Annotated in this window: 23 protein-coding genes and 1 tRNA gene; 8 read left to right on the forward strand and 16 right to left on the reverse strand. The window is 42.3% G+C overall.

All coding sequences use genetic code 11. The features are described from left to right. The coding region (locus T538_RS18830; protein WP_034538923.1) for a transposase at nt 1-258 on the forward strand (258 nt) is incomplete at its 5' end. A gap of 93 nt (nt 259-351) precedes the next feature. Here the strand turns inward: T538_RS18830 and T538_RS0106130 are convergent. The 11 genes from T538_RS0106130 to T538_RS0106180 all read right to left on the reverse strand — a co-directional run bounded on the left by T538_RS0106130 (nt 352) and on the right by T538_RS0106180 (nt 10,925). Further along, nucleotides 352-540 (reverse strand): hypothetical protein, encoded by a 189-nt coding sequence (locus tag T538_RS0106130; RefSeq protein WP_031532759.1) that lies wholly within the window; start codon nt 538-540, stop codon nt 352-354. Next, on the reverse strand, nt 530-826 hold the full coding sequence (locus tag T538_RS0106135; RefSeq protein ID WP_031532758.1) for a hypothetical protein: 297 nt from the start codon (nt 824-826) through the stop codon (nt 530-532). Before T538_RS0106135 ends, T538_RS0106130 begins: the two co-directional genes overlap by 11 nt. Nucleotides 827-906: 80 nt before the next feature. Beyond that, complete coding sequence (locus T538_RS0106140) at nt 907-1,839, reverse strand: phage/plasmid replication domain-containing protein (protein ID WP_231497069.1); 933 nt, start codon at nt 1,837-1,839, stop codon at nt 907-909. A gap of 55 nt (nt 1,840-1,894) precedes the next feature. Then, nucleotides 1,895-2,437: a hypothetical protein gene (locus tag T538_RS0106145; protein WP_031532756.1), complete on the reverse strand. Its 543-nt coding sequence runs from the start codon at nt 2,435-2,437 to the stop codon at nt 1,895-1,897. Then, nucleotides 2,434-2,724 (reverse strand): helix-turn-helix domain-containing protein, encoded by a 291-nt coding sequence (locus T538_RS0106150; protein ID WP_031532755.1) that lies wholly within the window; start codon nt 2,722-2,724, stop codon nt 2,434-2,436. Before T538_RS0106150 ends, T538_RS0106145 begins: the two co-directional genes overlap by 4 nt. 225 nt (nt 2,725-2,949) lie before the next feature. Further along, entirely contained in the window at nt 2,950-4,179 is a 1,230-nt protein-coding gene (locus T538_RS0106155) for a hypothetical protein (protein WP_155993031.1), read from the reverse strand. Between the two features lie 28 nt (nt 4,180-4,207). After that, nucleotides 4,208-5,431, reverse strand: coding sequence for a site-specific integrase (locus T538_RS0106160; protein ID WP_051655916.1), 1,224 nt, complete (start codon nt 5,429-5,431; stop codon nt 4,208-4,210). A 187-nt stretch (nt 5,432-5,618) separates the two neighbouring features. Next, nucleotides 5,619-5,690: transfer RNA gene (locus T538_RS0106165), tRNA-Arg, on the reverse strand. A gap of 52 nt (nt 5,691-5,742) precedes the next feature. Beyond that, nucleotides 5,743-8,730: a protein translocase subunit SecDF gene (secDF, locus tag T538_RS0106170; protein ID WP_031532752.1), complete on the reverse strand. Its 2,988-nt coding sequence runs from the start codon at nt 8,728-8,730 to the stop codon at nt 5,743-5,745. Between the two features lie 152 nt (nt 8,731-8,882). Then, nucleotides 8,883-9,986 (reverse strand): endonuclease/exonuclease/phosphatase family protein, encoded by a 1,104-nt coding sequence (locus T538_RS0106175; protein WP_051655917.1) that lies wholly within the window; start codon nt 9,984-9,986, stop codon nt 8,883-8,885. Next, nucleotides 9,987-10,925, reverse strand: a complete 939-nt coding sequence (locus T538_RS0106180) for a rhomboid family intramembrane serine protease (RefSeq protein WP_031532750.1) — start codon at nt 10,923-10,925, stop codon at nt 9,987-9,989. A gap of 104 nt (nt 10,926-11,029) precedes the next feature. Between T538_RS0106180 and argS the strand changes: the two genes are divergently transcribed. The 6 genes from argS (at nt 11,030) to T538_RS0106215 (ending at nt 19,696) form a co-directional block, all read left to right on the forward strand. Beyond that, nucleotides 11,030-12,850: an arginine--tRNA ligase gene (gene argS, locus T538_RS0106185; protein WP_031532749.1), complete on the forward strand. Its 1,821-nt coding sequence runs from the start codon at nt 11,030-11,032 to the stop codon at nt 12,848-12,850. Beyond that, entirely contained in the window at nt 12,850-13,518 is a 669-nt protein-coding gene (locus tag T538_RS0106190) for a ribonuclease H1 domain-containing protein (RefSeq protein ID WP_031532748.1), read from the forward strand. Before argS ends, T538_RS0106190 begins: the two co-directional genes overlap by 1 nt. A 54-nt stretch (nt 13,519-13,572) precedes the next feature. Further along, on the forward strand, nt 13,573-15,408 hold the full coding sequence (locus T538_RS0106195; RefSeq protein WP_031532747.1) for an ABC transporter ATP-binding protein: 1,836 nt from the start codon (nt 13,573-13,575) through the stop codon (nt 15,406-15,408). 6 nt (nt 15,409-15,414) lie between these two features. Next, nucleotides 15,415-17,238 (forward strand): LTA synthase family protein, encoded by a 1,824-nt coding sequence (locus T538_RS0106200; RefSeq protein ID WP_031532746.1) that lies wholly within the window; start codon nt 15,415-15,417, stop codon nt 17,236-17,238. Nucleotides 17,239-17,986: 748 nt separating this feature from the next. Beyond that, nucleotides 17,987-18,145 (forward strand): hypothetical protein, encoded by a 159-nt coding sequence (locus T538_RS18355; protein WP_155993033.1) that lies wholly within the window; start codon nt 17,987-17,989, stop codon nt 18,143-18,145. A gap of 30 nt (nt 18,146-18,175) precedes the next feature. Further along, entirely contained in the window at nt 18,176-19,696 is a 1,521-nt protein-coding gene (locus tag T538_RS0106215; RefSeq protein ID WP_031532744.1) for a hypothetical protein, read from the forward strand. A 151-nt stretch (nt 19,697-19,847) separates the two neighbouring features. Here T538_RS0106215 and T538_RS0106220 read toward each other — a convergent pair whose 3' ends face one another. Together T538_RS0106220 and T538_RS0106225 are read right to left on the reverse strand one after the other, a co-directional pair. After that, nucleotides 19,848-20,048, reverse strand: coding sequence for a glycosyltransferase (locus tag T538_RS0106220; protein WP_031532743.1), 201 nt, complete (start codon nt 20,046-20,048; stop codon nt 19,848-19,850). A gap of 82 nt (nt 20,049-20,130) precedes the next feature. Next, nucleotides 20,131-21,084: a lysophospholipid acyltransferase family protein gene (locus T538_RS0106225; protein WP_051655918.1), complete on the reverse strand. Its 954-nt coding sequence runs from the start codon at nt 21,082-21,084 to the stop codon at nt 20,131-20,133. Between the two features lie 317 nt (nt 21,085-21,401). Between T538_RS0106225 and T538_RS17645 the strand changes: the two genes are divergently transcribed. Beyond that, nucleotides 21,402-22,427, forward strand: coding sequence for a glycosyltransferase family 10 domain-containing protein (locus T538_RS17645; RefSeq protein WP_051655919.1), 1,026 nt, complete (start codon nt 21,402-21,404; stop codon nt 22,425-22,427). A 28-nt stretch (nt 22,428-22,455) separates the two neighbouring features. On the opposite strand, the gene T538_RS0106235 is transcribed toward T538_RS17645, so the two are convergent. Genes T538_RS0106235 through T538_RS0106245 form a run of 3 tightly spaced genes read right to left on the reverse strand, consistent with a single transcriptional unit; the run spans nt 22,456 to nt 24,858 of the window. After that, nucleotides 22,456-23,511 (reverse strand): CDP-glycerol glycerophosphotransferase family protein, encoded by a 1,056-nt coding sequence (locus T538_RS0106235; RefSeq protein WP_031532740.1) that lies wholly within the window; start codon nt 23,509-23,511, stop codon nt 22,456-22,458. A gap of 2 nt (nt 23,512-23,513) precedes the next feature. Further along, nucleotides 23,514-24,392: a LicD family protein gene (locus T538_RS0106240; protein ID WP_081834887.1), complete on the reverse strand. Its 879-nt coding sequence runs from the start codon at nt 24,390-24,392 to the stop codon at nt 23,514-23,516. Further along, nucleotides 24,382-24,858 (reverse strand): FAD synthase family protein, encoded by a 477-nt coding sequence (locus tag T538_RS0106245; protein WP_031532738.1) that lies wholly within the window; start codon nt 24,856-24,858, stop codon nt 24,382-24,384. Before T538_RS0106245 ends, T538_RS0106240 begins: the two co-directional genes overlap by 11 nt. Between the last annotated feature and the right edge of the window lies 1 nt (nt 24,859).

A 24,859-nucleotide genomic window follows, 5' to 3' on the forward strand; every position in this document is an offset into this window, starting at 1 on the left:
GAACCGGAAGCCGTCTTCGGACAGATGAAATACAACATGCAGTACAAGCGCTTCCGTCACTTCGGCAAGGGCAAGGTCACCATGGACTTTGCCTTCTTCGCCATTGCCTTTGACATCAAGAAAATGGCTGCCGTGATGAGAAAACAGGCACAGAACGGTCTCTCAAAGGCTGTTTTTATACCAATATACCGACTATATAACGCAAAATGCGGCTTCGTGGGTGCTTGTGACAGATTTTACATCAAAAAAGCGGCATAGAAAGAATCTTTCCACGCCGTGCCTGTAAAAAAACAAATAAGAGGATGTGCCTATTTTGACACACCCTCTTATTTATGCCTAATGGCACGTTTACTAAACGTCTCTTGCTGCTCTGATTTTTTCAATCTCTGCTATTATCTCATCCTCTGTCATTTCAGATGGCGGTCTAAGAGTGTTTTCACCATCACTACACCACGCTTCAATGGTTTTACTTTCTGCATATCCTTGCTTCAACCATTTCAGCAACTCAATTTTCTTTTCACGGTCTAACTTAATTTTCATCGGCTTCTATTCCTTTTGTTAAGTTCTCAATAATCACATTCAACTGCTCATCTGTAAGCGTTGAAAAATCAATCTCTGCACTTACCGCCTGTTGCTTTGGTACAACATACTGCATCAGTTTTTCCAACATCAACAAGCGTTCTTTGGGTTCAAGTGATTTCAAATCACGTTCCATCTGGTGGCGGTTCTTATCCAATACAGATGAAAGCCACATCCTCATATCTTGTGTAATCTTATTGGGTGTGCCTTTTGGTCTGCCATTTGGGTTGTTTGTATAACCTTTCATTTTTGTTTTTTCTTGTTGTTTACAAAAAACTACATTTTTTATGTGTAAAATTTGTAAAAATGCTGTTTACAAAACACCAATTAAACATAAGCACCACAATTTTTAATCTCATCATCCAGCTCTCTCATCAACTCATCTGTTACGGTGATATTTGCTTTTGTAGCAATTTCCTGTATTTTCTTCTTTAAACGGCTGTAGTTTTTTCTGTCCTCAAACACACCAGCCTCTTTTAATTCATCAAGGAAACCGCTTATTTGGGTTTGGTCTGATTGACTTATCAATCTTGCCACAAACACATTAAAAGCGTCTGAAACAGTCTTTATTTCACTCATAATGTTTGTTTTGATATTGTTCTGTTTGGATATTGAAAAGTAACTATCTTGATAGCGTTTAACCATCATCTTGTAAAAGGGGGCTTGTGTTAATGTTGAGGCGGTAACCTCTGCCACTCTCAATTGTTGTGGCAGTCTGCCGTTTAGCCTCATCTCATATCTTAACATATTTGCCCCCTTCAAGTCCTCTGGAAAAGCCATGCCTTTAGTTGTCGCTTCAACCTTCTTATCATAGAAAGCATATACTTTGGGCTGTTGCTTGCCTGTTCCCTTATAATACAAGGTTGATGGCTCAAAGTGGTATCTGCTCAACCTTGGCATATTTCCCAACTTAACAAGATAATTTGGTACTTGGTGCTTCATTAGAAAGTTTGTACCAAACTCCACACCTGTAACAGATGCTTTCCCGATGGTAACGTGCAAAGCATCTTCCAACTTTTCAAATGCTTTAGCTGTTGTATGTCTATCCAAAGAATAAACATTGCTACCATACAGATATTTGGGCAAACTCCCCACCACATACAAGCCACCAGCAAAGACAGAAACTTTCAAGCCATTCAAGCTGCCAAATGTCTTAACCTCTCCTGTCTGATGGTTTATCTGGGTATTTGCATCATCCAGATAGTTTACAATAGTGGGGAAATGCTCCCCAACTATTGTCCTATCAATCCATAGTTTCACCTTATCATACATATGTATAATGTGTTACCAAATTTTGCCCACAAACTACATATTATTATAAGGCATTTACTTTCTTTGCTTGTTCTCTCAAAGCCTTCAAAGGCTCATCAAAGCCACCCAAAACAAGCTGCTTGCAATATGCACTTGAAAGAACCTTTGCACCGTCCAACACAATCAATTCAATAGAAATTGGTATTAGGTTTGTAGGGTCTTTTTCATCCCATTCTATCAAGAACAAAAAACAATCTTCTCTGTACTCATAGAAAGGGTTTGGCTTATTGTCCTTGCTGTATGTCTGTTTGTCAGAAGGATTGCCATAGGCAAAGCCGCTCAATTTTCCATCTTGGAAATATTCTTTTAGCCCTGTAAAGTTAAGGCTGTTTTTGCCCTGTAACTTCATTGATGGTGCATTGTCCTTGGTGCTGCCGCTGTCTTTGCTTGCCAAAAGGTAAAATGATATTGTCCCATTTTTCCCTCTTAAAGCATCCATTGGGGGATAAAATCCAGCTTGTGCAACAATAGTGTACTTGGGTGTTTTCTTGCCCTTCTGGGTAGTGTTTACCATCTTTGCATAATAGCTTATGTTCGGTGTATTCATAGTCTACCCCCTTTCTTCATGCAATAGGCTTGTGCCTGTTGTTCTATCTCATTGGCTGTTGCACATCTGTTGCTCTGCAACCAACTTTCAACCTCTTTACGGTTAAAATAGCACATTTTCCCCATTGGCTTGTAATGTGGTATCTGCTGTCTCATTGTAAGCTTATACAGATAACTCTTTGAGATACCCAAATACTTTGCAGTTTCATCACTTGTAAGCACTTCCTTAGTGCAAAATAGTGTGTTGGCTGTTATAAGGTCAGCCACCTTTTTTATTTCTTCTGCCATCTTTATTAGTTTTTAAGATGGTTTGGGCTACCGCTATAAGGTGCAAGGCTTATGCTTCTTTGCCCCAATTGCAATCATCTACCGCTTGCACTCTGGCATTTGATTACAATGGCAAAGTAACAAAAGAAAAACAGCACTATGAAAAAAAGAAAATTGTACTTAATTGTGGATTTTCTCCAAACAATTAAATACAATTTTATACAACCGTTTCACCTTATTAAGGCATCAACTTTTTTTAAAGATATTTTCCATCGATTCTTTTTCAGCATCAGTAAATGACATATCATTAAGATATCCTGTAAATCCCTGTTGTGTCCCAATATTCCCAAATTCATCAGCCACAGCTTTAAAAGTTGGTGTTGGTACTATCCAGCCGATTTTCATACAAGTCCATATTACCAAAGCTGCCTTCTTTCCTTTTCTACCATTCATTACAGAACGTATCTTTTCTAACTTTCTGCCATCTTCATCATTTACCATATAATCTTTAAACGTATACTTTGGTCTGCCTTTCCTTCTCGTTGTTTTACTTTGTTGAGGCTCTGGGTTGATGCTTTGAACATCCGTTGTTTGCACATCGCCTAATAACGGTTTAAAAACCTCTTTGGTTTTTCTATTTTTCACTTCGCCTGTATTACAATCCACATAATATTTCTTAATATCCTCATAAGGTATTTTACAAGCCTCTTCCAGATACCAATCACAAATGTCATTCAACACTCTTTCAACCTTTGGGAACTGAGAGAATACCGCCCTCTTTCTATCATCTGCCTTCCAATCATATTTTACATATATTAGTCCCCAAACACCTCTATTTATTTTTGAAAGTGTTGCAGCCATCTTAAAATCATAGTGATTTGTAATGTAATCACTTAACTTAACAGCCTTATTTGCAATATCATCAAAACAACTATACATATATGGAAAATGTGGTCTGTAAAATGATGATTCACAATTTTCCAAATTATCTAATCCCCGTATAGTTGAATGACTATTAGCCAATTCACAATCTTTCAAGTATCTTTCAATAATGTCTGTTCCGACCGACAAATCCTTTCTAAATTGTCTTACATCATTTTTAGTCAAATTCGTTCTATATTCCATGCCATTTTTCACATTTTCCTCTTCACTCTCTGTCAAAACAGACGGACATATGATTTTTTGTAGGTTTTCCAAACTCTCAGAAGCATTAAATTGAAATTCTACATTACCATATTCTTTAAGATAATTCAACCATATTTTTATACGTTCTGTTTTTTCAAACAAAAAAGCGGCTAAAAATAAAGCCTCAGCCTTATTTACATTACCACGCTTTCCCTTCATCTTTGCATAAAGATATTCAGCCCAATTTGGTACGTTCCAAATTAGCATATCTCTCGTTTTCTGATATTCAGATGATTTTCTGTACTCTTCCAATAAGGAAAAAGTCATTTCCCCAAAATCTCCTTTGTCCATTTTTTCTTTATGATACCATATATTAATCTTAATCAAGGGTAAGCACAGGCAAACTGTTTATTGCATCCTCTTTCAGCTTGTCAATTGCTCTTGTGTATTTCTCTGTATTCTTCAAATCGCTATGTCCCAACAGGCTTGCAACGGTCTTAATGTTTGCACCGTTGTTTAGAATGTTTACTGCAAAGCTGTGTCTTGCACAATGCCATGTAATATGCTTATTGATTTCTGCATGTTTCACCCAATGCTTTACAGCCTTTGAACAACTTGCATAAGTTGGCAATTTGAATATAAGTTCATCCCTGTTGTCAGTTTCTGGTGTGCCAATCAATTTTAAGATACCATCATTTAATGGAATAACAACACCGCTTGCTGCACTATGTCCCTTTGTCTTGTTCTGCTCAAACTTCAACAACTTGTTTGAGAAATCCACGTTTGCAAATGTGAGGTCTTTAACATCACAGTATCTTAGCCCACAATATAAGCAGAATATAAACGCTCTTCTTATTATTGGATTCTCGCCTGTATAGTGTGTTTCAATAAGCCTCTTCATTTCCTCTGGCGATAGCACATCTTTTCTTAGCAACTGCTCATCAATCTTTATTACAATGCCATTGCAAGGATTCTTCAACATCACATCATGCTCTACAGCATATTTTACAACCTTCTTGAAACGCTTATACACACTTTTTGCCCCTTCTCCAACACTCCTTGTCTGCAAATATTCTGTGAAAGCCTCAACCATATCTTTTGTAATATGCTCTGGCTTTAACACCTTTGCATACATTTGGTACTCACTTGTTGCATTTAGAAAATCAACAAACCTGTTGTATGCCATTTGCACAACCTTAATGTCTTTCTTTGTGTAATTGGCAATATAGCTTTGGAAAAAGTCCAGAAAATTTGCATTGTGATTTGTCTTTAGCCTATATCCTTCCATATTTTCAAGGATTTCTTGGCTTTTCTCAAACCTAATTTTCTTTGCAAGCTCCAATGTTTCCTTATTCTGTTGTCTTTCAAGCGGTGTTCTTGGTGCTTGCCACAAATAGAGTTTAAGGTATTCCCTCTTTCTGTATTTCTTTGAAACTTCCCTATCCAATGTTTCAGAATAAACCATTTGATAGCCTAAGTAATAGTCAAGAAACAGACTTTCTCTTCCATTACTCAAAATCTTAGCACCAATTTTAGGGTTATCGGTGCTGTCTTGACTTATTATATAAGTGTCATCGCTTCTTATATCTTTCTTTAAAGACATGTCATTTGTTGCTTTTAAATTCTTATGATTGCAAATATAAAAACTTTTTTATTTTGGGTAGCCAAAGGGTAGCCAAAAAAGCAAACACTTAGTCTTTTTTATGAAAACAAAAACAAGTATAAAATTTAGAACTTATTGATAATCTATCACTTAATTTCTTTTATTTTATACTTGTTTTCCTCAAATGTACCCCCGAGGGGAATCGAACCCCTATCTAAAGTTTAGGAAACTTCTATTCTATCCGTTGAACTACAAGGGCTTTTATAAGCCTCTTCTGCCGTTCGGGGGCAAAAGAGGCTTTATAGTGTTTATTATTCAGCTGCTGTCAAATCAGCCTCCTTAATGCGCTTACCCATTACGAGGTATGCAGTAGGAGCAGCGACGAACAATGATGAGCAAGTACCGATAACTACACCAAGAATCATTGCGAATGCAAAGCTTCTGATGCTCTCACCACCAAGGATGAAGATACAGAGCAATACAATCAATGTAGAAACAGATGTATTGATAGTACGTGCAAGAGTTGTGTTCAACGCGCTGTTAAACAGAATCTGACGGTCTTCTTTTGGATGCAAGCCGAAGCTCTCGCGGATACGGTCGAAGATAACCACCTTATCGTTGATTGAGTAACCGATCGCAGTAAGGATTGCGCCAATGAATGTCTGGTCAATCTCGAGAGAGAAAGGCATCCAGCCCCAGCACAATGAGTATGCACCGATGATAAGCAATGTATCAACAACAAGCGCGATTGTACAACCAATAGAGTATGACACGTTGCGGAAACGAAGCAGGATGTAAAGGAAGATTGCAAACAACGCATAGCCTACAGAAAGGATTGCACCGAAAGTGATATCCTCAGCGATAGAAGGACCAACCTTCTGTGAACTGATGATAGAACCACCCTTCTGATTATCGCGGTCGATGAATCTTGCCAAGTCAACATCGCTTGCCAAAAGGTTACCGCCCTTGAGTGCCTCGAATACCAATGCCTCGATTTCTGAATCGACAGTTGTAGAGTTGCTCTCAATCTTGTAGTTTGTAGAGATACGGATTGTCTTGTGGTCTGTACCAAGTGCGATACATGACACGTTAGCCTCACCGCTCTTTGCTGCTACAAGGCTGCGTACTGTTTCTGGCTCAACCTGCTTCTCGAAACGAACAACATAGTTGCGACCACCAGTAAAGTCGATAGACTTGCTAAGACCGCGAACAAAGAATGATGCTACACAAGCAACAAGAAGGATTCCGAATACAGTGAACGACTTCTTGTATGCTCCCATGAAATGGAAGTGTGTATTTGTCATCAGGTTCTTTGATAAACCAGTTGTAAATGTAAGGTTAGTCCACTTCTCCTTCTTCAAGAAGTGCTCGAATACCATACGAGTCAAGAACACTGCTGTGAAGAATGAGCAGACGATACCAATAATCAATGTAGTTGCGAAACCACGGATAGGACCTGTTCCGAAGTAGAACAAGATTACACCTGTGATGATTGATGTAAGGTTAGAGTCGAAGATTGCAGAGAATGCATTGCTGTAACCAGCAGAGATTGCATCAGCAACATGCTTGCCAGCCTTCATCTCTTCCTTAGTACGCTCGTAGATAAGCACGTTGGCATCAACCGCCATACCAAGCGAAAGAACCATACCAGCAATACCGCTCATTGTAAGTGCAGCCTGGAATGATGTCAATACACCGAGTGTGAAGAAGAAGTTGAGCACAAGAGCGCCGTTTGCAACCATACCCGGAGTGAAGCCGTACATTGCGCACATGTAAATCATAAGGATGATGAACGCAATTACGAACGATGTGATTCCCTGATTGATTGACTCCTGACCAAGTGACGGACCTACGATGTCTTCCTGCACGATGTGTGTAGGAGCAGGCATCTTACCTGACTTCAACACGTTAGCCAAGTCCTTTGTATCTTCTGGAGTAAAGTTACCTGTAATCTGTGAGTTACCACCGTTAATCTCGTTGTTTACGTTTGGAGCACTATATACCAAACCGTCAAGAACGATAGCAATAGCTCTACCTACGTTAGCCTTTGTAAGAGCAGCCCAACGACGTGCGCCGTCTGAGTTCATCTGCATGCTTACGCATGGGCGACCAGTTGTGTGGTCGAACTCGTCCTTAGCATCTGTAACGACATCACCCTCGAGTGGTGCTCTGCCATCGCGCTGAGTAACCTTGATTGCATACAACTCGAAGTATTCAGTCTTGTTCTTCTCGCCGAATGTAACGCCCTTAACACCCCACTTCAAAGAAAGGTCTGAAGGAAGAGTGTTCTTAGCCATAGCCAAGTACTTGTTGATATCGGCAGTATCGCGTGCAACTGCGTAACCTACAACACAACCATAGTTTGCAGGGTTAAGCTTTGACAAAAGAGGGTGCTCCTTGTCAACAACAGCAGAACTCTTCTTTGCAACATCGCTCTTGTTAGTCAACGCGCTAAGGGTCTCTGTAACGCTCTTAGCAGAAGACTGGGCAACGGCAGCTGTGTCGGCTGTTGCAGCCTTTGCTGTTGTGTCGGTGCCTGCAATAATATCGCGAACGTGCTCGTCTGCGCTTACAAGGAACGGATATACCTCGTTAGCATCGTAAGTCTCCCAAAACTCAAGGTTTGCAGAACCCTGCAACAACTTACGCACACGCTCCGGCTCCTTGATACCCGGCATCTCGACCATGATTCGGCCAGTCTGACCTTCGAGAGTCTGGATGTTTGGCTGAGCCACACCGAAACGGTCGATACGAGTACGAAGTACATTGTAAGAGTTATCTACAGCCGCCTTAACCTCCTCGCGCAATACGCTTTCAACTTCTGAGTCTGAACTTGATGTGCTTACTTTGCCCTTAAGCTGCTGAGTTGCGAAAATCTCAGCAAGACGAGAGTTTGGTGCTAATTTGTGATACTCTGAAACGAATAATGTGATGAAATCCTTCTGGCTCTGCTCTGCCTGTGCAGCAGCATTGGCAACAGCATCGTTGAAAGCCTTGTCAGTCTTGTGGTCAGCCAATGTCTTTACAACATCTGGCACAGAAACCTCAAGGATAACGTTCATACCGCCCTTCAAGTCAAGGCCAAGGCCGATTTCCATCTCGCGACATTCTTTTAGTGTATAGATATTCAGATACACCTTTTCCTTCATGACAGAGTCAAGGAAAGCCGCGCCTTCTTCCTTGCCCATTGCAGCCGCCTTACTTTCGTAGTGGCGAGTTACAAATGAGAAAGACAGGTAAAAGATGCAAATGAGTGTCAGCAACACCGCAAAAATCTTTACGAATCCTTTGTTTTGCATTTTTTTAGATTATAATTTATTTTTATTATTTCCTATCGCAAATGCAGTTGAACATTGCAAAAAACGTCCAATAAGCGCGCAAATATAATTATTTTTTATCTTTTTCGCGGCACTTCGCGCACTTTTTTATAAATATTTATGATAAAAAGTGTCTATTTCCGTCTCTGCAAGTACGCAAATATCGGATTATGGTCTGATTTCGAGATAGAATTATCCACTTTGCAGTACTTAACGTCCCACTTATCGTTTATCATTATATTGTCTATTCTGAAGAAGAATCCGCGTTGGTTGTAGGATATTCCGGGGCCTTTTCCGGCAGCCGTGTGACAATCTGTAAGATTCTCGCTTATACGATTATGCGTGTACGAGATTGGTGGGTCGTTGAAGTCGCCGCACACGATGAGCGGATATTTTGTTCTCAGCGTGTCTATCACCTCTGCTACGGCATCAACCTGCACGGCTCTTCGTGCCGAGGCATTCGACAGTTTGCCAATAATCATCTTCGAGTCGCCCGGCATAGTGTTCACATCATGTTCTTTTATGATATTCTTGTACGTTGTCTTCTCCTCGGGGGTTAGTCTATTGCTCTCGAAATGATTGTTCACAATAGCTACCGTATCGCCATCAATAAGAAGTTTATACACAAGAGTTCCGTTGCCCTCTGCCGGATATACCACCTTATTTATATATACAATTGGATATCTTGAAAAGCATGCAAGACCGTTTTTTATGTGAATCGTGTCGCCAACGAGCATCTCTGTCTGATACGGATATACGCCGAACTTCTTCTTAAGTTTTCCGAATTTGTTATCATCCTCGAGATTTGACTCTTGCAGACAGACGATGTCGGCATCGCTCGCAACGATATAGTCAATCACGGCATTTGTGCTGTCGTTGCCTTCGGGGTCGTTAAAGCCGCAGGTGTTGTAACTCAGAATTTTTATGTAATCCTTACGCTCTTCGGCAGTAGGCTCGCTCGACAAGTTGAGCGGCAAAACAGATTTTATCTGCTGAAAGCACACAACGAAGCAGAAGAGTTGCATTGTTGCATACATCGGCTTGAACAGAAGCGTTACGATGCCTGCAACGACCGTAAGCACAAGAAATATAGGAAACATCATGGGAACGCACGACACATATTTGAAATCTGCCGGTGAGATGTGTCCGCTATAAGCCGACAAGATACACAGCAACACTATGCCGGTGTTGGCCGTGAACAGACATTTAACAAGTAATCGTTTTATCCCGAAATTCATTTAATATCCATTAAACAGTTTTCTTTTTTCCTCGGTGGTGAGCGAATCGTAGCCCGACTCACGCACTTTTTTCAGAATTGCATCAATCTCAGGGTCGCGCTTAGGCCTTGCATGAGGCTGTTCTTTTCGTTCTGAATATGTTTTGTTTGTATGCACCTTGAAGTCTTTCTTTTCTCTGCCCGAGAAGATATTCTTTAGTTTGTAGAATATGTTACGCTCCTTCGGGCAATTCTCGTTTATCAGCGGTTCAAGTCCGAGAGGCAGTCTGTAATCGCCGTACTTTTTCCAGTAGAGTATTATCAGCAAACCGAACAACATTCCGCCGAGATGCGCAAAATGGGCTACATTGTCGCCTACCGCAGCCTTCATTCCTGTTACGAGTTCGAAGGCGGCATATCCGGCAACCATCCATTTTGCCTTCAAAGGGAACGGAATTGGAAAAACAAACATCTGCTCGTTTGGATAGAACATTCCGAAGGCAAGCAGGATTCCGAACACACAGCCAGATGCACCAACAGTCTGCATGAAATTAAGATAAGAATTTACAGGAATAGCCACGTTATCTATCATAACGGCATTGTATCTGTCAAGATGTTCAATCTGGAAATAATAAATATACTGAACAAGTTCTTGAGTTAGGGCGGCACCTATTCCACAAAAAACATAGAAGAAAAGAAACTTACGCGCTCCCCAAGTACGTTCCATTACCGGACCGAACCAGAACACGGCGAGCATGTTAAAAAATACATGCATAAAACTTCCGTGCATAAACTGATAAGTGATAAGTTGATACCAATGAAAATCGCTCGCAGCAAACATGTGCAACGCAAACATGCTATCAAAACTCATCCCCATTCTGTGCATCACCTCGAATGCAAGCCAGATAAGCACATTGATGATTATCAGGTTCTTCGATACAGGAGCTTTATTAAAATCCATATAGTATATTTTTCCTAATTGGGTGCAAAATTACTAATTTATTCAGTTATTCAAAATATTTTATGTAAGTTTGCACCTTAAAAGACAAAAACACTCCAAAATAAATGAAGATTGAAGACATATTGAGCCAGTCGGTTATCGATGGCGTTAAGGCACTCTACGGACAGGAAGTTCCTGCCAGCATGGTGCAGATTTCAAAGACAAAGAAAGAGTTTGAAGGGCATCTGACCCTTGTTGTGTTCCCATTCTTGAAAATGAGCAAGAAGAAACCAGAGGACACAGCACAGGAGATTGGCGAATACCTAAAGCAGAACTCAAGCCTCGTGGCATCGTTCAACGTGGTTAAGGGCTTCCTCAACATCGTCATCTCTTCAGAGTCATGGATTGAACTCCTCGACGAAATTCATCAGAACCCAAAATACGGATTTGTTCCGGTAACAGAACAGAGTCCGCTGGTGATGATTGAATACTCATCACCAAATACAAACAAGCCTCTTCACCTCGGTCATGTGCGCAACAACCTGCTGGGTTGGGCAATAGCACAGATTATGGAGGCTAACGGCAACAAGGTTGTAAAGACAAACATCGTTAACGACCGAGGCATACACATCTGCAAGAGCATGCTTGCATGGCTTAAATACGGCAACGGCGAGACTCCTGAATCATCGGGCAAGAAGGGCGACCATCTTATTGGCGACTACTACGTTGCATTCGACAAGCATTACAAGGAAGAATGTAAGGAATTGCAGGCTAAGTTCGTTGCCGAGGGCATGAACGAAGAAGAGGCTAAGGCTAAGGCAGAACAGGAAGCTCCGCTTATCAAGGAGGCTCACGACATGCTTGTTAAGTGGGAGAACAACGACCCTGAGGTTCGCGCCCTGTGGGAGAAGATGAACAACTGGGTTTATGCCGGATTCGACGAGACTTACAAGGCTCTTGGCGTTTCGTTTGACAAGATTTACTACGAATCAAATACATATCTTGAGGGTAAGGACAAGGTTATGGAAGGACTGGAGAAAGGATTCTTCTATCGCCGCGACGACAACTCTGTATGGGCTGACCTTACAAAAGAAGGTCTCGACGAGAAACTTCTTCTGCGTTCAGACGGCACATCTGTGTACATGACTCAGGATATCGGTACTGCAAAACTTCGTTTTCAGGACTTCCCTATCAACAAGATGATTTACGTTGTTGGAAACGAGCAGAACTATCACTTCCAAGTTCTTTCAATCCTTCTCGACAAACTTGGATTTGAGTGGGGAAAAGACCTCGTTCACTTCTCTTACGGAATGGTTGAACTTCCAAACGGAAAGATGAAGAGCCGCGAAGGAACGGTTGTCGATGCCGACGACTTGATTTCTGAGATGATTCGCAATGCCAAGGAGACATCAGAAGACAAGATAAACAAGATTCAGGACATCACTCCTGAAGAGGCTAACGAGATTGCACGCGTTGTAGGCTTGGGCGCACTCAAATACTTCATTCTGAAGGTAGATGCACGCAAGAACATGCTGTTCAACCCAGCCGAGAGCATCGACTTTAACGGAAACACAGGTCCGTTTATTCAGTACACCTACGCTCGTATCCGCAGCGTATTGCGCAAGGCAGCCGCCGAGGGCCTGAACATTCCGGAGCATCTCGACAAGTCGGTTGAGATTAACGAGAAGGAAATGAACCTTATCCAGAATATCTCAGACTTTGCCGCAACCGTTAAGCAGGCTGGCACAGACTACAACCCAAGTTGTATAGCAAACTACTGCTACGACTTGGTTAAGGAGTACAACCAGTTCTATCACGACTATAGCATTCTTCGCGAAGAGGACGAGAAGAAGAAGATTTTCCGTCTTGCACTCTCTGCCGAGGTAAGCAAGATTATCAAACTTGGAATGAGCCTTCTTGGCATCGAAGTTCCTGAAAGAATGTAATGGCTAAAGAAAAGTTTTATGTGGTTTGGCACGGAGTCGAACCCGGAATTTATACAAACTGGAAAGATTGCGAAAAACAAGTAAAGGGCTTTGACAAAGCCCTTTACAAGTCTTTCGGCACTAAGCAGGAAGCCGAAGAGGCTTTCTACTCGTCGCCCTACGACTATGTTGGAAGCAACGCTATGAAAGCCGCGCCAAAGAAGGCGGCTCTTTCCGACGTTCCGACATATCGCAGCGATACGGTTCTGCCGCTGCCTCTCGAGGTTACATCGAACGCCATTGCCGTAGATGCCGCCTGTAGCGGAAATCCTGGGGCGATGGAATATCGCGGCGTAGACCTGAAGACTGGTGCCCAGATTTTCCATTACGGTCCGGTTTTCGGCACAAACAACATAGGCGAGTTTCTTGCCATCGTTCACGGTCTTGCGCTACTTAAGCAGAAAGGCATCACAAACCTTTCAATCTACAGCGACAGCCGGAACGCCATGAGTTGGGTGGCGCAGAAGAAATGCAAGACGAAACTCGAACTCAACCCGAAGACTGAAGAGTTGTTCGACCTAATCCATAGGGCGGAAACTTGGCTCAAAAACAACCAGTACACCACGCCCATAATTAAGTGGGAAACCGAAAAGTGGGGCGAGATTCCGGCGGACTTCGGACGAAAATAACGCTCCGCATCTGATAGCAGAAGTCAATATTATTTACTTAATCAAAATAACATAGTGAAAGAGTTTTTCAACCTAATGAAGGAGTATCTTGCGCCTTACAAGAAATATCTTGTTTGGGCAGTGGTATTCAACCTTCTTTCAGCTGTGCTTAATATATTCTCGTTTGCATCGCTGATACCAATGCTGAACATGCTGTTCAACATCGACAACACATCGTATCAGTTTATGGAATGGGACAGCGACCACAGCATAAAGGATTTGTGCATAAATAACTTCTACTACTATACAAGCACGCTCATCAACACCTACGGTTCGTCGCTCACGCTTCTGTTTCTCGGTCTGTTCCTTGCCTTCACTACCTTGCTGAAGACGGGCGCATACTTCGGCTCGGCAGCCATAATGATTCCGCTGCGCACGGGCGTTGTAAGAGATATCCGCGTAAAAGTGTACAAAAAGGTGGTTAATCTTCCGCTGGCTTTCTTTTCTGAAGAGAAGAAGGGCGACATCATTGCCCGAATGAGCGGCGATGTTACGGAGATTGAAACATCAATCACGAGTTCTATCGAGATACTGATAAAGAACCCGATACTCATCATCATCTACTTCGCTACGCTTGTGTTCATAAGCTGGCAGCTTACGCTGTTTACCATAACCGTTCTTCCGCTTATGGGCTGGCTGATGGGCGCGATAGGCAAGAAACTGAAGCAGCAGTCGCTTACCGCACAAAACAAGTGGAGCGAGACGATGACTCAGATGGAAGAGACTCTGGGCGGTCTGCGCATCATCAAGGCGTTCATTGCCGAGCGCAAGATGATAAACCGATTTGAGCAATGCAGCAACGAGTTTCGCGATGCCTCTAACTTGGTGGCCATCCGTCAGTCGAGCGCGCATCCTGTAAGCGAGTTTTTGGGCACATGCCTCATCGTGCTGGTTCTGTGGTTTGGCGGAACGCTCATTTTCTCGAATCATTCGAGCATAGATGCCCCAACATTCATATTCTACATGGTTATACTATATAGTATAATCAACCCGTTAAAAGACTTATCAAAAGCAAGTTACAATATTCCAAAAGGTCTTGCTTCGATGGAGCGCATCAACAAGATTCTGAATGCCGAAAACAGCATCAGGGAGAAGAAAGATGCCATCGAATTCAAAGATTTGAAGGACAGCATCGAGCTGAAAAACGTATCGTTCAGCTACAATTCTGAACGCACAATTCTGAAAGACATCAACCTCACGATAAAGAAAGGTCAGACGATTGCGCTGGTCGGTCAGTCGGGCTCTGGAAAATCTACGCTCGTCGACCTCATTCCGCGCTATCACGACACCAACATAGGCGAAATTCTGATTGACGGCGTAAACATCAAGGATGCAACCCTGCACTCGTTGCGCTCTCTCATCGGCAACGTTAACCAGGAGGCTATACTGTTCAACGCGTCGTTCTTCGACAACATCGCCTTTGGAGTTGACAACGCAACGCTCGACGATGTTATCGCCGCCGCAAAAATTGCCAACGCGCACGACTTCATAATGGAGTCTGAAAACGGATACGACACCAACGTGGGCGACCGCGGATGCCGTCTGAGCGGCGGACAGCGACAGCGAGTAAGCATTGCCAGAGCAATCCTGAAGAATCCGCCGATTCTGATTCTCGACGAGGCTACATCGGCCCTCGACACCGAAAGCGAACGTCTGGTTCAGGATGCACTCGAGCACCTGATGAAGACGCGCACGACGATTGCCATCGCCCACCGTCTGAGCACGATACGCAACGCCGACAAGATTTACGTTCTTCACGAAGGAAAGATTGTTGAGCGCGGCACGCACGAGAGCCTCATCGCACTTGGCGGATACTACAAGAAACTGAACGACATGCAAAATCTGGGATAACGAGCGATGAAAGAGAGATTTCTGTATCTTTGTAAGTATTACATTTTGCTTCTGTGCATCTTCTGCATAGAGAAGCCGTTGTTTATGGCTATCGACAAGCCCGACGATGCCAGCCTGTCAGCAGGCGACTATCTGCAAGTTATGCTGAACGGTCTGAAACTCGACAGCACGGTGGCTGGATATCTCATCGTCATTCCGCTGATAGTTATCATAGTCTCAGCTTGGACAAGCCTCAGACTGCGCAGGATTCTGAAGTGGTACTACATTTTTACGGCGATAATAATGGCATCGGCATTCGCAGCCGACCTCGCGCTCTACCCTTTCTGGAACTTCAAACTCGATGCCACGATTTTCTTCTACATCGATTCTCCGAAGAATGCGGCGGCAAGCGTTTCTGTTCTGTTCATCATTGGCTACATAGCCGTTGCCGCTGCCTTGATTTGGGTATTCTGGCGTTTGCAATGCCTCGTTACACCCGAAGAGATAAAGCCTATCGGCACAACGAATAAGAAAATCGCATGTTTCTCGGCCGGAATACTTCTTATAGTTCCGCTGTTCATAACAATTCGCGGCGGAATAAGCGAATCGACATCAAATGTTGGGCGCGTTTATTTTTCGGAATACGAATATCTTAACCATTCAGCCGTTAACCCGATATTCAGTTTCCTTGCATCGCTGGGCAAGAACGAGGATTTTGCTTCGCAGTTCGATTTTCTGCCTGAAGATGAGAGAAAGCAGACATTCGACAGCCTCTTCGCCACCCTGCCAAGCGAGCAGGACACGGTTCTGACAACAAACCGACCAGATGTGATGATAATCATAATGGAGGGATTCGGCTCGTACATGGTCGACAAACTCGGCGGATTCGAGGGCGTTGCACCAAATCTGTGCCGTCTTGCCGACGAGGGCATCTGGTTCAGCAACTGCTATGCCAGCAGTTTCCGTACCGACCGCGGCGTCGTTGCCACGCTGAGCGGATATCTGGCTCAGCCCACAACATCGATAATGAAGATGCCCGAGAAATGCGGACATCTGCCGTCGATAGCCAAGTCGCTGAAGGCCGAGGGTTACTCTACACACTTCCTCTACGGCGGAGACATCAACTTTACAAACATGCAGGGCTATCTTCATTCTACGGGATACCAGAATATAACATCGGACAAGGATTTCAGTCTATCCGAACAGCACAGCAACGCTTGGGGAGTCCAAGACGAGTTTACATGCAATCGCGCTTTCGACGAGATTAACAAGCTGAAATCGCCTTGGCTATACACCTACCTCACGCTAAGCAGCCACGAGCCTTTCGAAGTGCCCTTCAAAGCCTTCGACAACAACGTTCTTAACTCGTTTGCATACACCGACCATTACCTTGGCAAGCTGATTGAAAGACTGAAACATACAAAGGCGTGGGACAACATGCTCGTCGTTCTGATTCCAGACCATAACATACGCTATTGGGGCGACAAGGGCAGCACGGACATGGGCGTTCCGGAATTCCATCACATTCCGATGATTTGGACCGGCGGAGCGGTTAAAAAGCACATTGCGATGGACAAGATAGTGGCACAGACCGACCTTGCCGCAACTATCCTTGCCCAGATGCACATCCGACACGACGATTTTGTATTCAGCCGTAACGTCTTCAGCAAAGGTTACAACAACGATTTTGCATTCGGTTCGTACAACAACGCCTTTGTGTTCAGAGACAGCACCGGCTGCACCATCTTCGACAACAATGCCAACAAAAGCATTTACGGAGCAGATGCCGACCGAGAGAAGAAAGGAAAAGCTATTCTACAAACGCTTTACGACGATTTGGCAGATAGATAACACAAAAGAATCCCCAAAGACTTCGGCTTGTCTTTGGGGATTCTTTCTATTTCGGTGTCATTGCTTTCAACTAAGATTTTTCAACTCACAATCAACCTTGAATCTATCTCGACTTTAAATCTACCTTGGCATGATTTTTCTACTCTCAATTTTCTCTTTCTAAAAAGCATTTTCAACTTTCAACTCTCAACTTAGAATCGCCCGTAGCTACCCCGTTCCTACCTCGTAACTTGAACGTAACTTGAACGTACCCTGAACGAACCCTCCGGCTTACCTGCCCGTACCTTACCCGTATCTCGAAGCTATGTTGAAGCAACCTTGACACTATTTTTCTGGTTTCTACAAGAAACACAGTCAACTGTCTCTGTTTCAACTCCCCCCATCTTCATTTTTGTCAAAAAAAGAAAATTCGCGGGCAAACGACTGCTTTTTCTGTTTTTTTTCAATTTTGTATAGTCATATTTTTTTATTTCTACGAAAAACATAACCATAAATACAATTCTTCAAAAAAAATTAGCGAAAATATTTGCTATTTCGGAATATATATATAAATTAGTCTCGATAGTTTTTCATAAACATCAGTTTTACAGACTTTTAAATCACATATTAAGAAAAAAAGTCCAGAGATGAAGGAGGGCATGACATAAGATTTTGAAGATTGCATTTTCAGCAGCTTAAAAACCTGAGTCAGAACCTAGATATAATAAGATGAAACCCACTTTTTATTAACATTTAAACATAAAGTATTATGGAAAAAAAGTTTAACGAGAAGAAATCTTCTGAGAAGACTGTTAAGTCGTACAAGAAACCGACTATGAGAGTTGTCAGACTGAAGCATGAAGCCCACTTGCTGGCAGCAAGCGGAGGCGTTGGCATTAACAATATGGATGCCCCAATTAGTTTGTAGTACAACACTTAATTTAACAGAAAAAGAACTATGAAGATCAAGAACTTGTTTTGGGCTGCACTGTCGGTAACAGCAGCCTTTACATTCGCCTCATGTAGCAGCGACAACGAAGTTACAGAGACAGAAGTACCAGTTGTTCAACAGACAAAACTGGAGATTCCTTATGCCATATCGGTTGGCACCAGTTCTACAACACGCGCCACAGTAGATGACGATAAGAGAACTTTGCGCTTTGCTGCCGGCGACAAACTTTACATCACCGGAAAGAACATCGAGGGCGTGCTCAGCTTCGACCCCGAAAGTAAGTACATTGGCGAGACTTTTGTTGAAAGCGACAACGTGTTCTCTGGCACACTTGAATACTCAGGTATGGGCTTCCCTGACGAAAACCTTGAGCTGACAGCTACACTTGTAAGCGCACAGCAGAACAAAGGAACAGAGATTAGCGTTGCTGCAGGAGCAGTAACCGTTAACTATCCTACAACACTCTGCACAAGCCTTAACGAGGCAGTACAGAAGTACAGCAAACTTACAGCAGCATTCCCACTCGGTGCTTATCCTGTAAACAGTAATCACACAATAATGCTGACACAGCAGACAGCCTTCCTCGACTTTGTAATTACTTTCGAGGACGGAACTACTTCAGGCACTACCCTTTCTGCAAAAGTTAAGAATGGCTCAAACAACTATACTGCCGACGTAACAACCACTACCGAAAACACTAAAGTGGTGGCAAAGTTTGTATTGCCTGTTGCTGATGGTACAGTATTGAGCGGTGCAACTGTTCAGATGGGCAGCAAGGATGCTTTTGACATAACCAATGCCACACTTGCAGGCAACAGAGTATATAACATTAAGAGAACTCAGCCTTCCCCTTACATTGCCATGCCGCTTACTGTAGAGGCAACTTCGGCTGGAATTATTAAGATTACAAGTCCAAAAGTGGGCATGAAGTACTCTAAGAACGGCGGTGAAAAAGTGTCTGCTACCACAAACGCTGATATCTCGATTTCAGTTGTTGCAGGCGACAAAATACAGTTCTACGGCGACGGAACAAATATCACATCATATAATGGTTCAAAATTCACGGGTGGCACTGCTACTTACAAGGTTTACGGCAATATTATGAGTTTGGTAGATGAAACTGGTTTTGCGACTAACGCCACATTACCATCTACATATACTTTCGCTCATTTATTCCAAAATAATACAAAGTTGACAGACGCGGGGAACTTAATTTTACCAGCTACAACATTGACACAGTATTGCTATTTGTACATGTTCAATGGCTGTACAAACTTGGAAACTGCACCAGTACTGCCAGCACCAACACTTGCTGTAGGTTGCTATAATAGAATGTTCTATAATTGTGTTAACTTAAACTCTGTAACTTGTCTGGCAACAACTATATCTTCAAATAACACTACTGACTGGCTCAGCGGCGTAGCAGCAACAGGTAAATTTACCAAAGCTGCCAGCATGACAAGTTGGAGTTCTGGTGCCAGCGGTATTCCTTCAGGCTGGACTGTTGCTGATTATGTAGCGCCTTAACCCTCTCGCAATTGCGAGAAACGAGTTACATACTCAAAAGTTATAGCAACAGAATATTACTGGTGTTATAATATAAAAATAACTCTCTGAAGTCCTTACAGGCAAAGGATTTCAGAGAGTTTTATTTTGTATCAGTCCCCCAAAAAAGTTTCTACTGCTTCAGCACCTTTTCATAAACCTGCATCAAGTCGGCAGCAAGTTTTTCGGCGGCAAAGTTGTACGCATATCTGTAGCCAGCCTCAACCATCTGCTGCTGCAACGATCTGTCGTCCCATATCCTTATCAGATTCTTTGCAAGGGCGCGGTCGTCATTGGGCGCAACATATACACACTTGCAGTTTTTTACGCCCACACAAAATAAAAACGTAAAGTGGCAGAAAACAAAATAACATTTCAGAATTCCATCACATACCGATGAGTAGTTGCTATAGATATTAGCATACTACCCCATTCTCTTTAATTGTCCTCTTCAGTCCTCTTTGGTTAAGGCTATCAATGAAATCCTTACGTGTTCTTTTCCATCTTCTGTGGCTCCATAACCAACTTGATGGATGTTCGTTTATAAAGGCTTCAAGATTCTTCATATACCTTCGAGTAATCTCAAATTTATCTATCTTCTTGCAATCATCTGTCAAAAGCGAAAGAACAAAGCGATAGCGACCTCGTTCTTCCTTTATAATATCGCCATAGCAGACCACGGCATCAAACTTATAAGCTATACGTTCTGTACCTGTAAAGACAGGTGTGTCTTGATGCATAAAATCGACAAATCCGCCGACAGATTGCCAGACTGGCACTTGGTCAGCAATAAAGCCAACAAAGAAAGGAGTTTTGTCTTTTTTGCACTTTACCAGTTCGCGCAATGTTTCCTTCATCGCAATGTTCTTTTGGCCAAAAACACTACGAATTTCAATAAACAGTTGGTCGAAAAAATCATTCTCCAACGGATGGTAAATCTGTCCCACCACAACATTCTTGTCTACATTCGACAATGCCAATTTCATTGACACAAGCCATTCCCAATTGAATGTATGCGAAAGATACAATACAACATTACGTCCGCTGTTCAAGGCATTCTCAACAATGTCTATATTTTCATACTGGATATGCTCAAGCATTTGCTTTCTGCTCATGTCCATAAGTTTTATGGTCTCGAAGAAATAGTCGCACAAATTGTGATAAAACTGCCGTTCTATTTCCTTCAATTCATAATCATTCTTTTCTGGAAATGAGTTTCTCAAATTTTTCTGAACGACCTTACGTCTGTAACCGACGCAATAATATGCTATGAAATATACAATATCTGCCAATATAAACAACAGTCTGAAAGGCAGAAAAGACAGCAGACGAGCAGTATAATACAAAAGCCTGTACAAAAACTTATTCATATTAATTTTTCTTTGGCTGCAAAATTAAACAAAACAATGATTTACCGAACTATGCTTGCATAAATATCTGCAAGTTGTCTTGCTAATTTTCCCAATTATATATAAAACTCAACAAACAAACTCCCCTCCTTTAAACATAATCCAAATAAAAAGTAGTTGAAATAAGTAAGACGGAATGGAAGATGCGAAATCAACTCAACAAAGCTATTAGATATGCCTCCGCGTGTCTGCACAAAAAAAGACTGATATTCGTACAATACTTTCATTTTTATTGCTAATTTTGCAGCAAAAGTACAAAAATATAATTCTCCACAGAAATGTTAAAGGTTAAACTGACACCATATCGTTCCAATCTGGGTAAGATATATCACAGACAGAGCAAAAACCATGAATGTTGCTCGCTCGACAGAAAATACAAATTCTATATAGGAGAAGATATTGAATCCCCCGATTTTTGGGTAATCCACGGCAAAGGTATCAGAAAGCCAGAAACATGCAATGTAGCTCCGGGAAACATAATTTTCCTGAATACAGAGCCACGTTCTGTAATCGAATATCCAGAAAGTTACCTTAAACAGTTTGCTGTCGTATCAACCAGCCAGTATCCTACAAAACACAAGGGTGTGATGTATGCACCGCCTGTTTTGCCATGGTTTGTAGGATACAAGACCAATGATAACGGCATATCAACCTACTCGATAGATTACGACGACTTTAAAAAGAATCCCTTTCCAAAGAAAGAGAAGCTCATATCGGTAATCACTAGTAATCTTGCCGTTTCGCGCGGACATTTGAACAGACTGAAATTCGTAAAAAAACTGAAAGAATATTACGGCAACGAGATTGACATATTCGGAAGAGGCTTTAACGGCTTTGACGACAAATGGGACATTCTGTCGAAATACAAATATCACATCTGCATAGAAAACTGTTCGGAAGACTATTACTGGACCGAAAAAATTTCTGACTGTTTTCTGGCTGGATGTTTCCCATTTTATTATGGTTGCAAGAATTTCAAGGATTATTTTCCTGAGAAATCTTTTATGCCAATAGACATTTGCGACTTCAACAAATCTGTTGAGATTATCGACAACACTATTAAAAACGACATGTTCGAGAAGTCGCAAGAATATCTTCAGATTTGCAAGAATCTTGTTCTAGACAAATACAATATGTTTGAATATGTCGCTTCCATCTGTGACAAACTGAATCCGAATGCTCCGAAAGTGCAAGTGACAATTCAGCCGTGTAACTCGTCAAAAAGCGTCCACAATCTTGTAAATTACTTAATACTGCGCAGTTATTACAAGACAGAAATGAAAATTTACGATATATTCCACTAAGGTAAAATAAAGGAAGAAGGATAAAAAACTAACTTTTTATCCTTCCAAATGTCTTGATACTGGTATATTTACGCCAAAGATTCAGTTTTCGTTTCTCTGGTACACCATGACGACGAATATAGTCTTCGGCCTCTTCCAGCATTCTTGCACAGCACTTACCGTCGAAATGCGGATCGTAGTTTTCTACAATCCAGCGACGCTTCATTATACTTTCACTGTTGTTCAGTGCGTTGTCGAAAGCCTGCAAGAGCATATTCTCATCAGTAATATTTTCCCAATAAATATCCTTTGCTATTGTACGAAGCGTAATAACAGGACGGTCTAACAGCAGAAACTCGTACACGGCCGATGATGTGTCACTTATCATCAGGTCACTCATCATCTGATATTCCGTAACGTTTTCCGAAGCCTCGACATAAATCGCATCATTACGATTCTTTGCCCATTCACGATACTCATCGGTCCATTGCGAAGCCGTAAGTGGATGGAACTTCATTATAAGCAGAACATCGTCTTCCTTTTCAAGCAACTTTTCCAGCGGCTGCTTCATATATGGCAACGAGGTAAGCTTTGGCGAGAATGTCGGCGCATAAATGACAATCCGCTTCTTGCCGTGTTTTGCAAGGAGTTCGGCCTTACGCAAATCAAAGTCGTGCAGATGTTCCTTTATCCAGTCTTGCTTAGTCCAACCAGTTTCACGCACTTCAAAATCGCCGTACTCCTTTGCCAGTATCTCGAAATGCGATGTAAAATACGGTCCTTGAGTGAAATATGTGTCGAAGTAGCGACGTATTATCCAATGGTCTTTCTTCTCGGCTGCATATCCGTGGAAGACCTGAATTTTTACACCCGACAGATAATACGGCACGATGTTTCCCGGTACGAATATTGCATCGGGCTTAAAATCATAGACTTTTTGAATGGAATCGGTCCATTTCACCTTGTCGTCCAGCGCAAAATCCTTGATTTTCTGGGTATGGACATACCACAGCGCAGTATGTTTGCCCTGACGGTCAATCTCGGTTTGTAAAGGCTGTAAGATGTCTATAGCATACCTATTTTCGCAAAAAAGAACAATCTTCATGTCTATCGGATAAGAGTGTTGATATCAAACTCCGCATAAGGCTTGGTTAAATCACAATAGTCGTGAAAATGCGATCTGCGCTGTTCCTCTGGTGGCAGTTCCATGTAGTTTTTACCATACAATACCGAAAGGAATCCATCGGGAACAGTAGGGGCATCGGCCTCAACGCCTTCAAATTCCACTCGAGTTGGCTCGCCGAAGACTTCCTTCTTGTAAGCTCTGAAACCGTCATCATGTGTCATAAGCAGATTACAGTTCTCATGGCCTTCATATTCCTTCAGAATATTCTGACACCATCTGTGGAGTTTTTGTTTTGTGAAGCACTTCTGTATCAGCAGAGGCCACCATGAGCGTGGTCCCTTGCCATGCTTGTAAGGGTCGCGGTACGCAAAATACAGCAACTTTCGCACAAAGTTGAACTTATAGAAATGTATTGCCCTGAGTATTTTATTGTCGGGAACGCTGTCGAGCGGAAAAATATCCATATAGATGCCGCCAGCATAGCCGAGATATACTCTTTCTACTATCGTCGTACTGGTATCCTCCAACTTTGCGAAATACTTAGGATAGTGTGCACAGTTCTCGTTGTTCACTATGGCGAATGGCTTTGGCACCCATTCCGAAGCATGCTGCATCAGCAGGTCATAGTCTTTGCGCAGGAGTGCAATGTCCTGATCGTCGTCCCACGGAATAAAGCCTTTGTGCCTTACAGCCCCAAGCAGCGTGCCAGCAATGATGTAATATTGTATTCCGTACTTCTTACAAACCTTGTCAATTGCCTCCAACAGACATACGCTTCGCAACTGAAACTCACGAATGTCGTATTGATACACTTTTTGTTTACGCAGAATCTTGTTTTCTCTGTAACTGTTATTTGGCATTGTCATTTTGTCTTACGTCAATATCGTTTGAAAAATGGTTGTCTGCCTTACGCTTCATCTGTTCGTAGTTCTCGTAGATTCTCTGCTTCAGATTAGTTGAGCTGACTCCTTTTCCGTATGGGAAATAAACAACAGTTACACCCTGTTCCTTCAGATAATCGTACTTTCCGGCCCAATCGTCACCCACAACAAAGATGTCGAAGTTGAGTTTCTTCACCTTGTCGGTATGGTCAAGCGAATGCTGAGGAATCACGATATCGGGATATTTCAGAGCCTTCATCAAAGCGATTCTTTCGTCAAACGGTATTATTGGCTGACTTTTGTAACTTTCAACAAGTTCGTCGGTATTTACTCCGACAATGAGAATATCTCCCAAGGCGCGAGCATATTCAAGCATTTTTATGTGGTTAGCATGCAGCATGTCAAATGTGCCGCTTGTATAGACCACGGTTTTTTTACCTATCATT

Source organism: Bacteroides sp. Ga6A2 (assembly GCF_000702225.1).
Classification (GTDB): Bacteria; Bacteroidota; Bacteroidia; order Bacteroidales; family Bacteroidaceae; genus Ga6A1.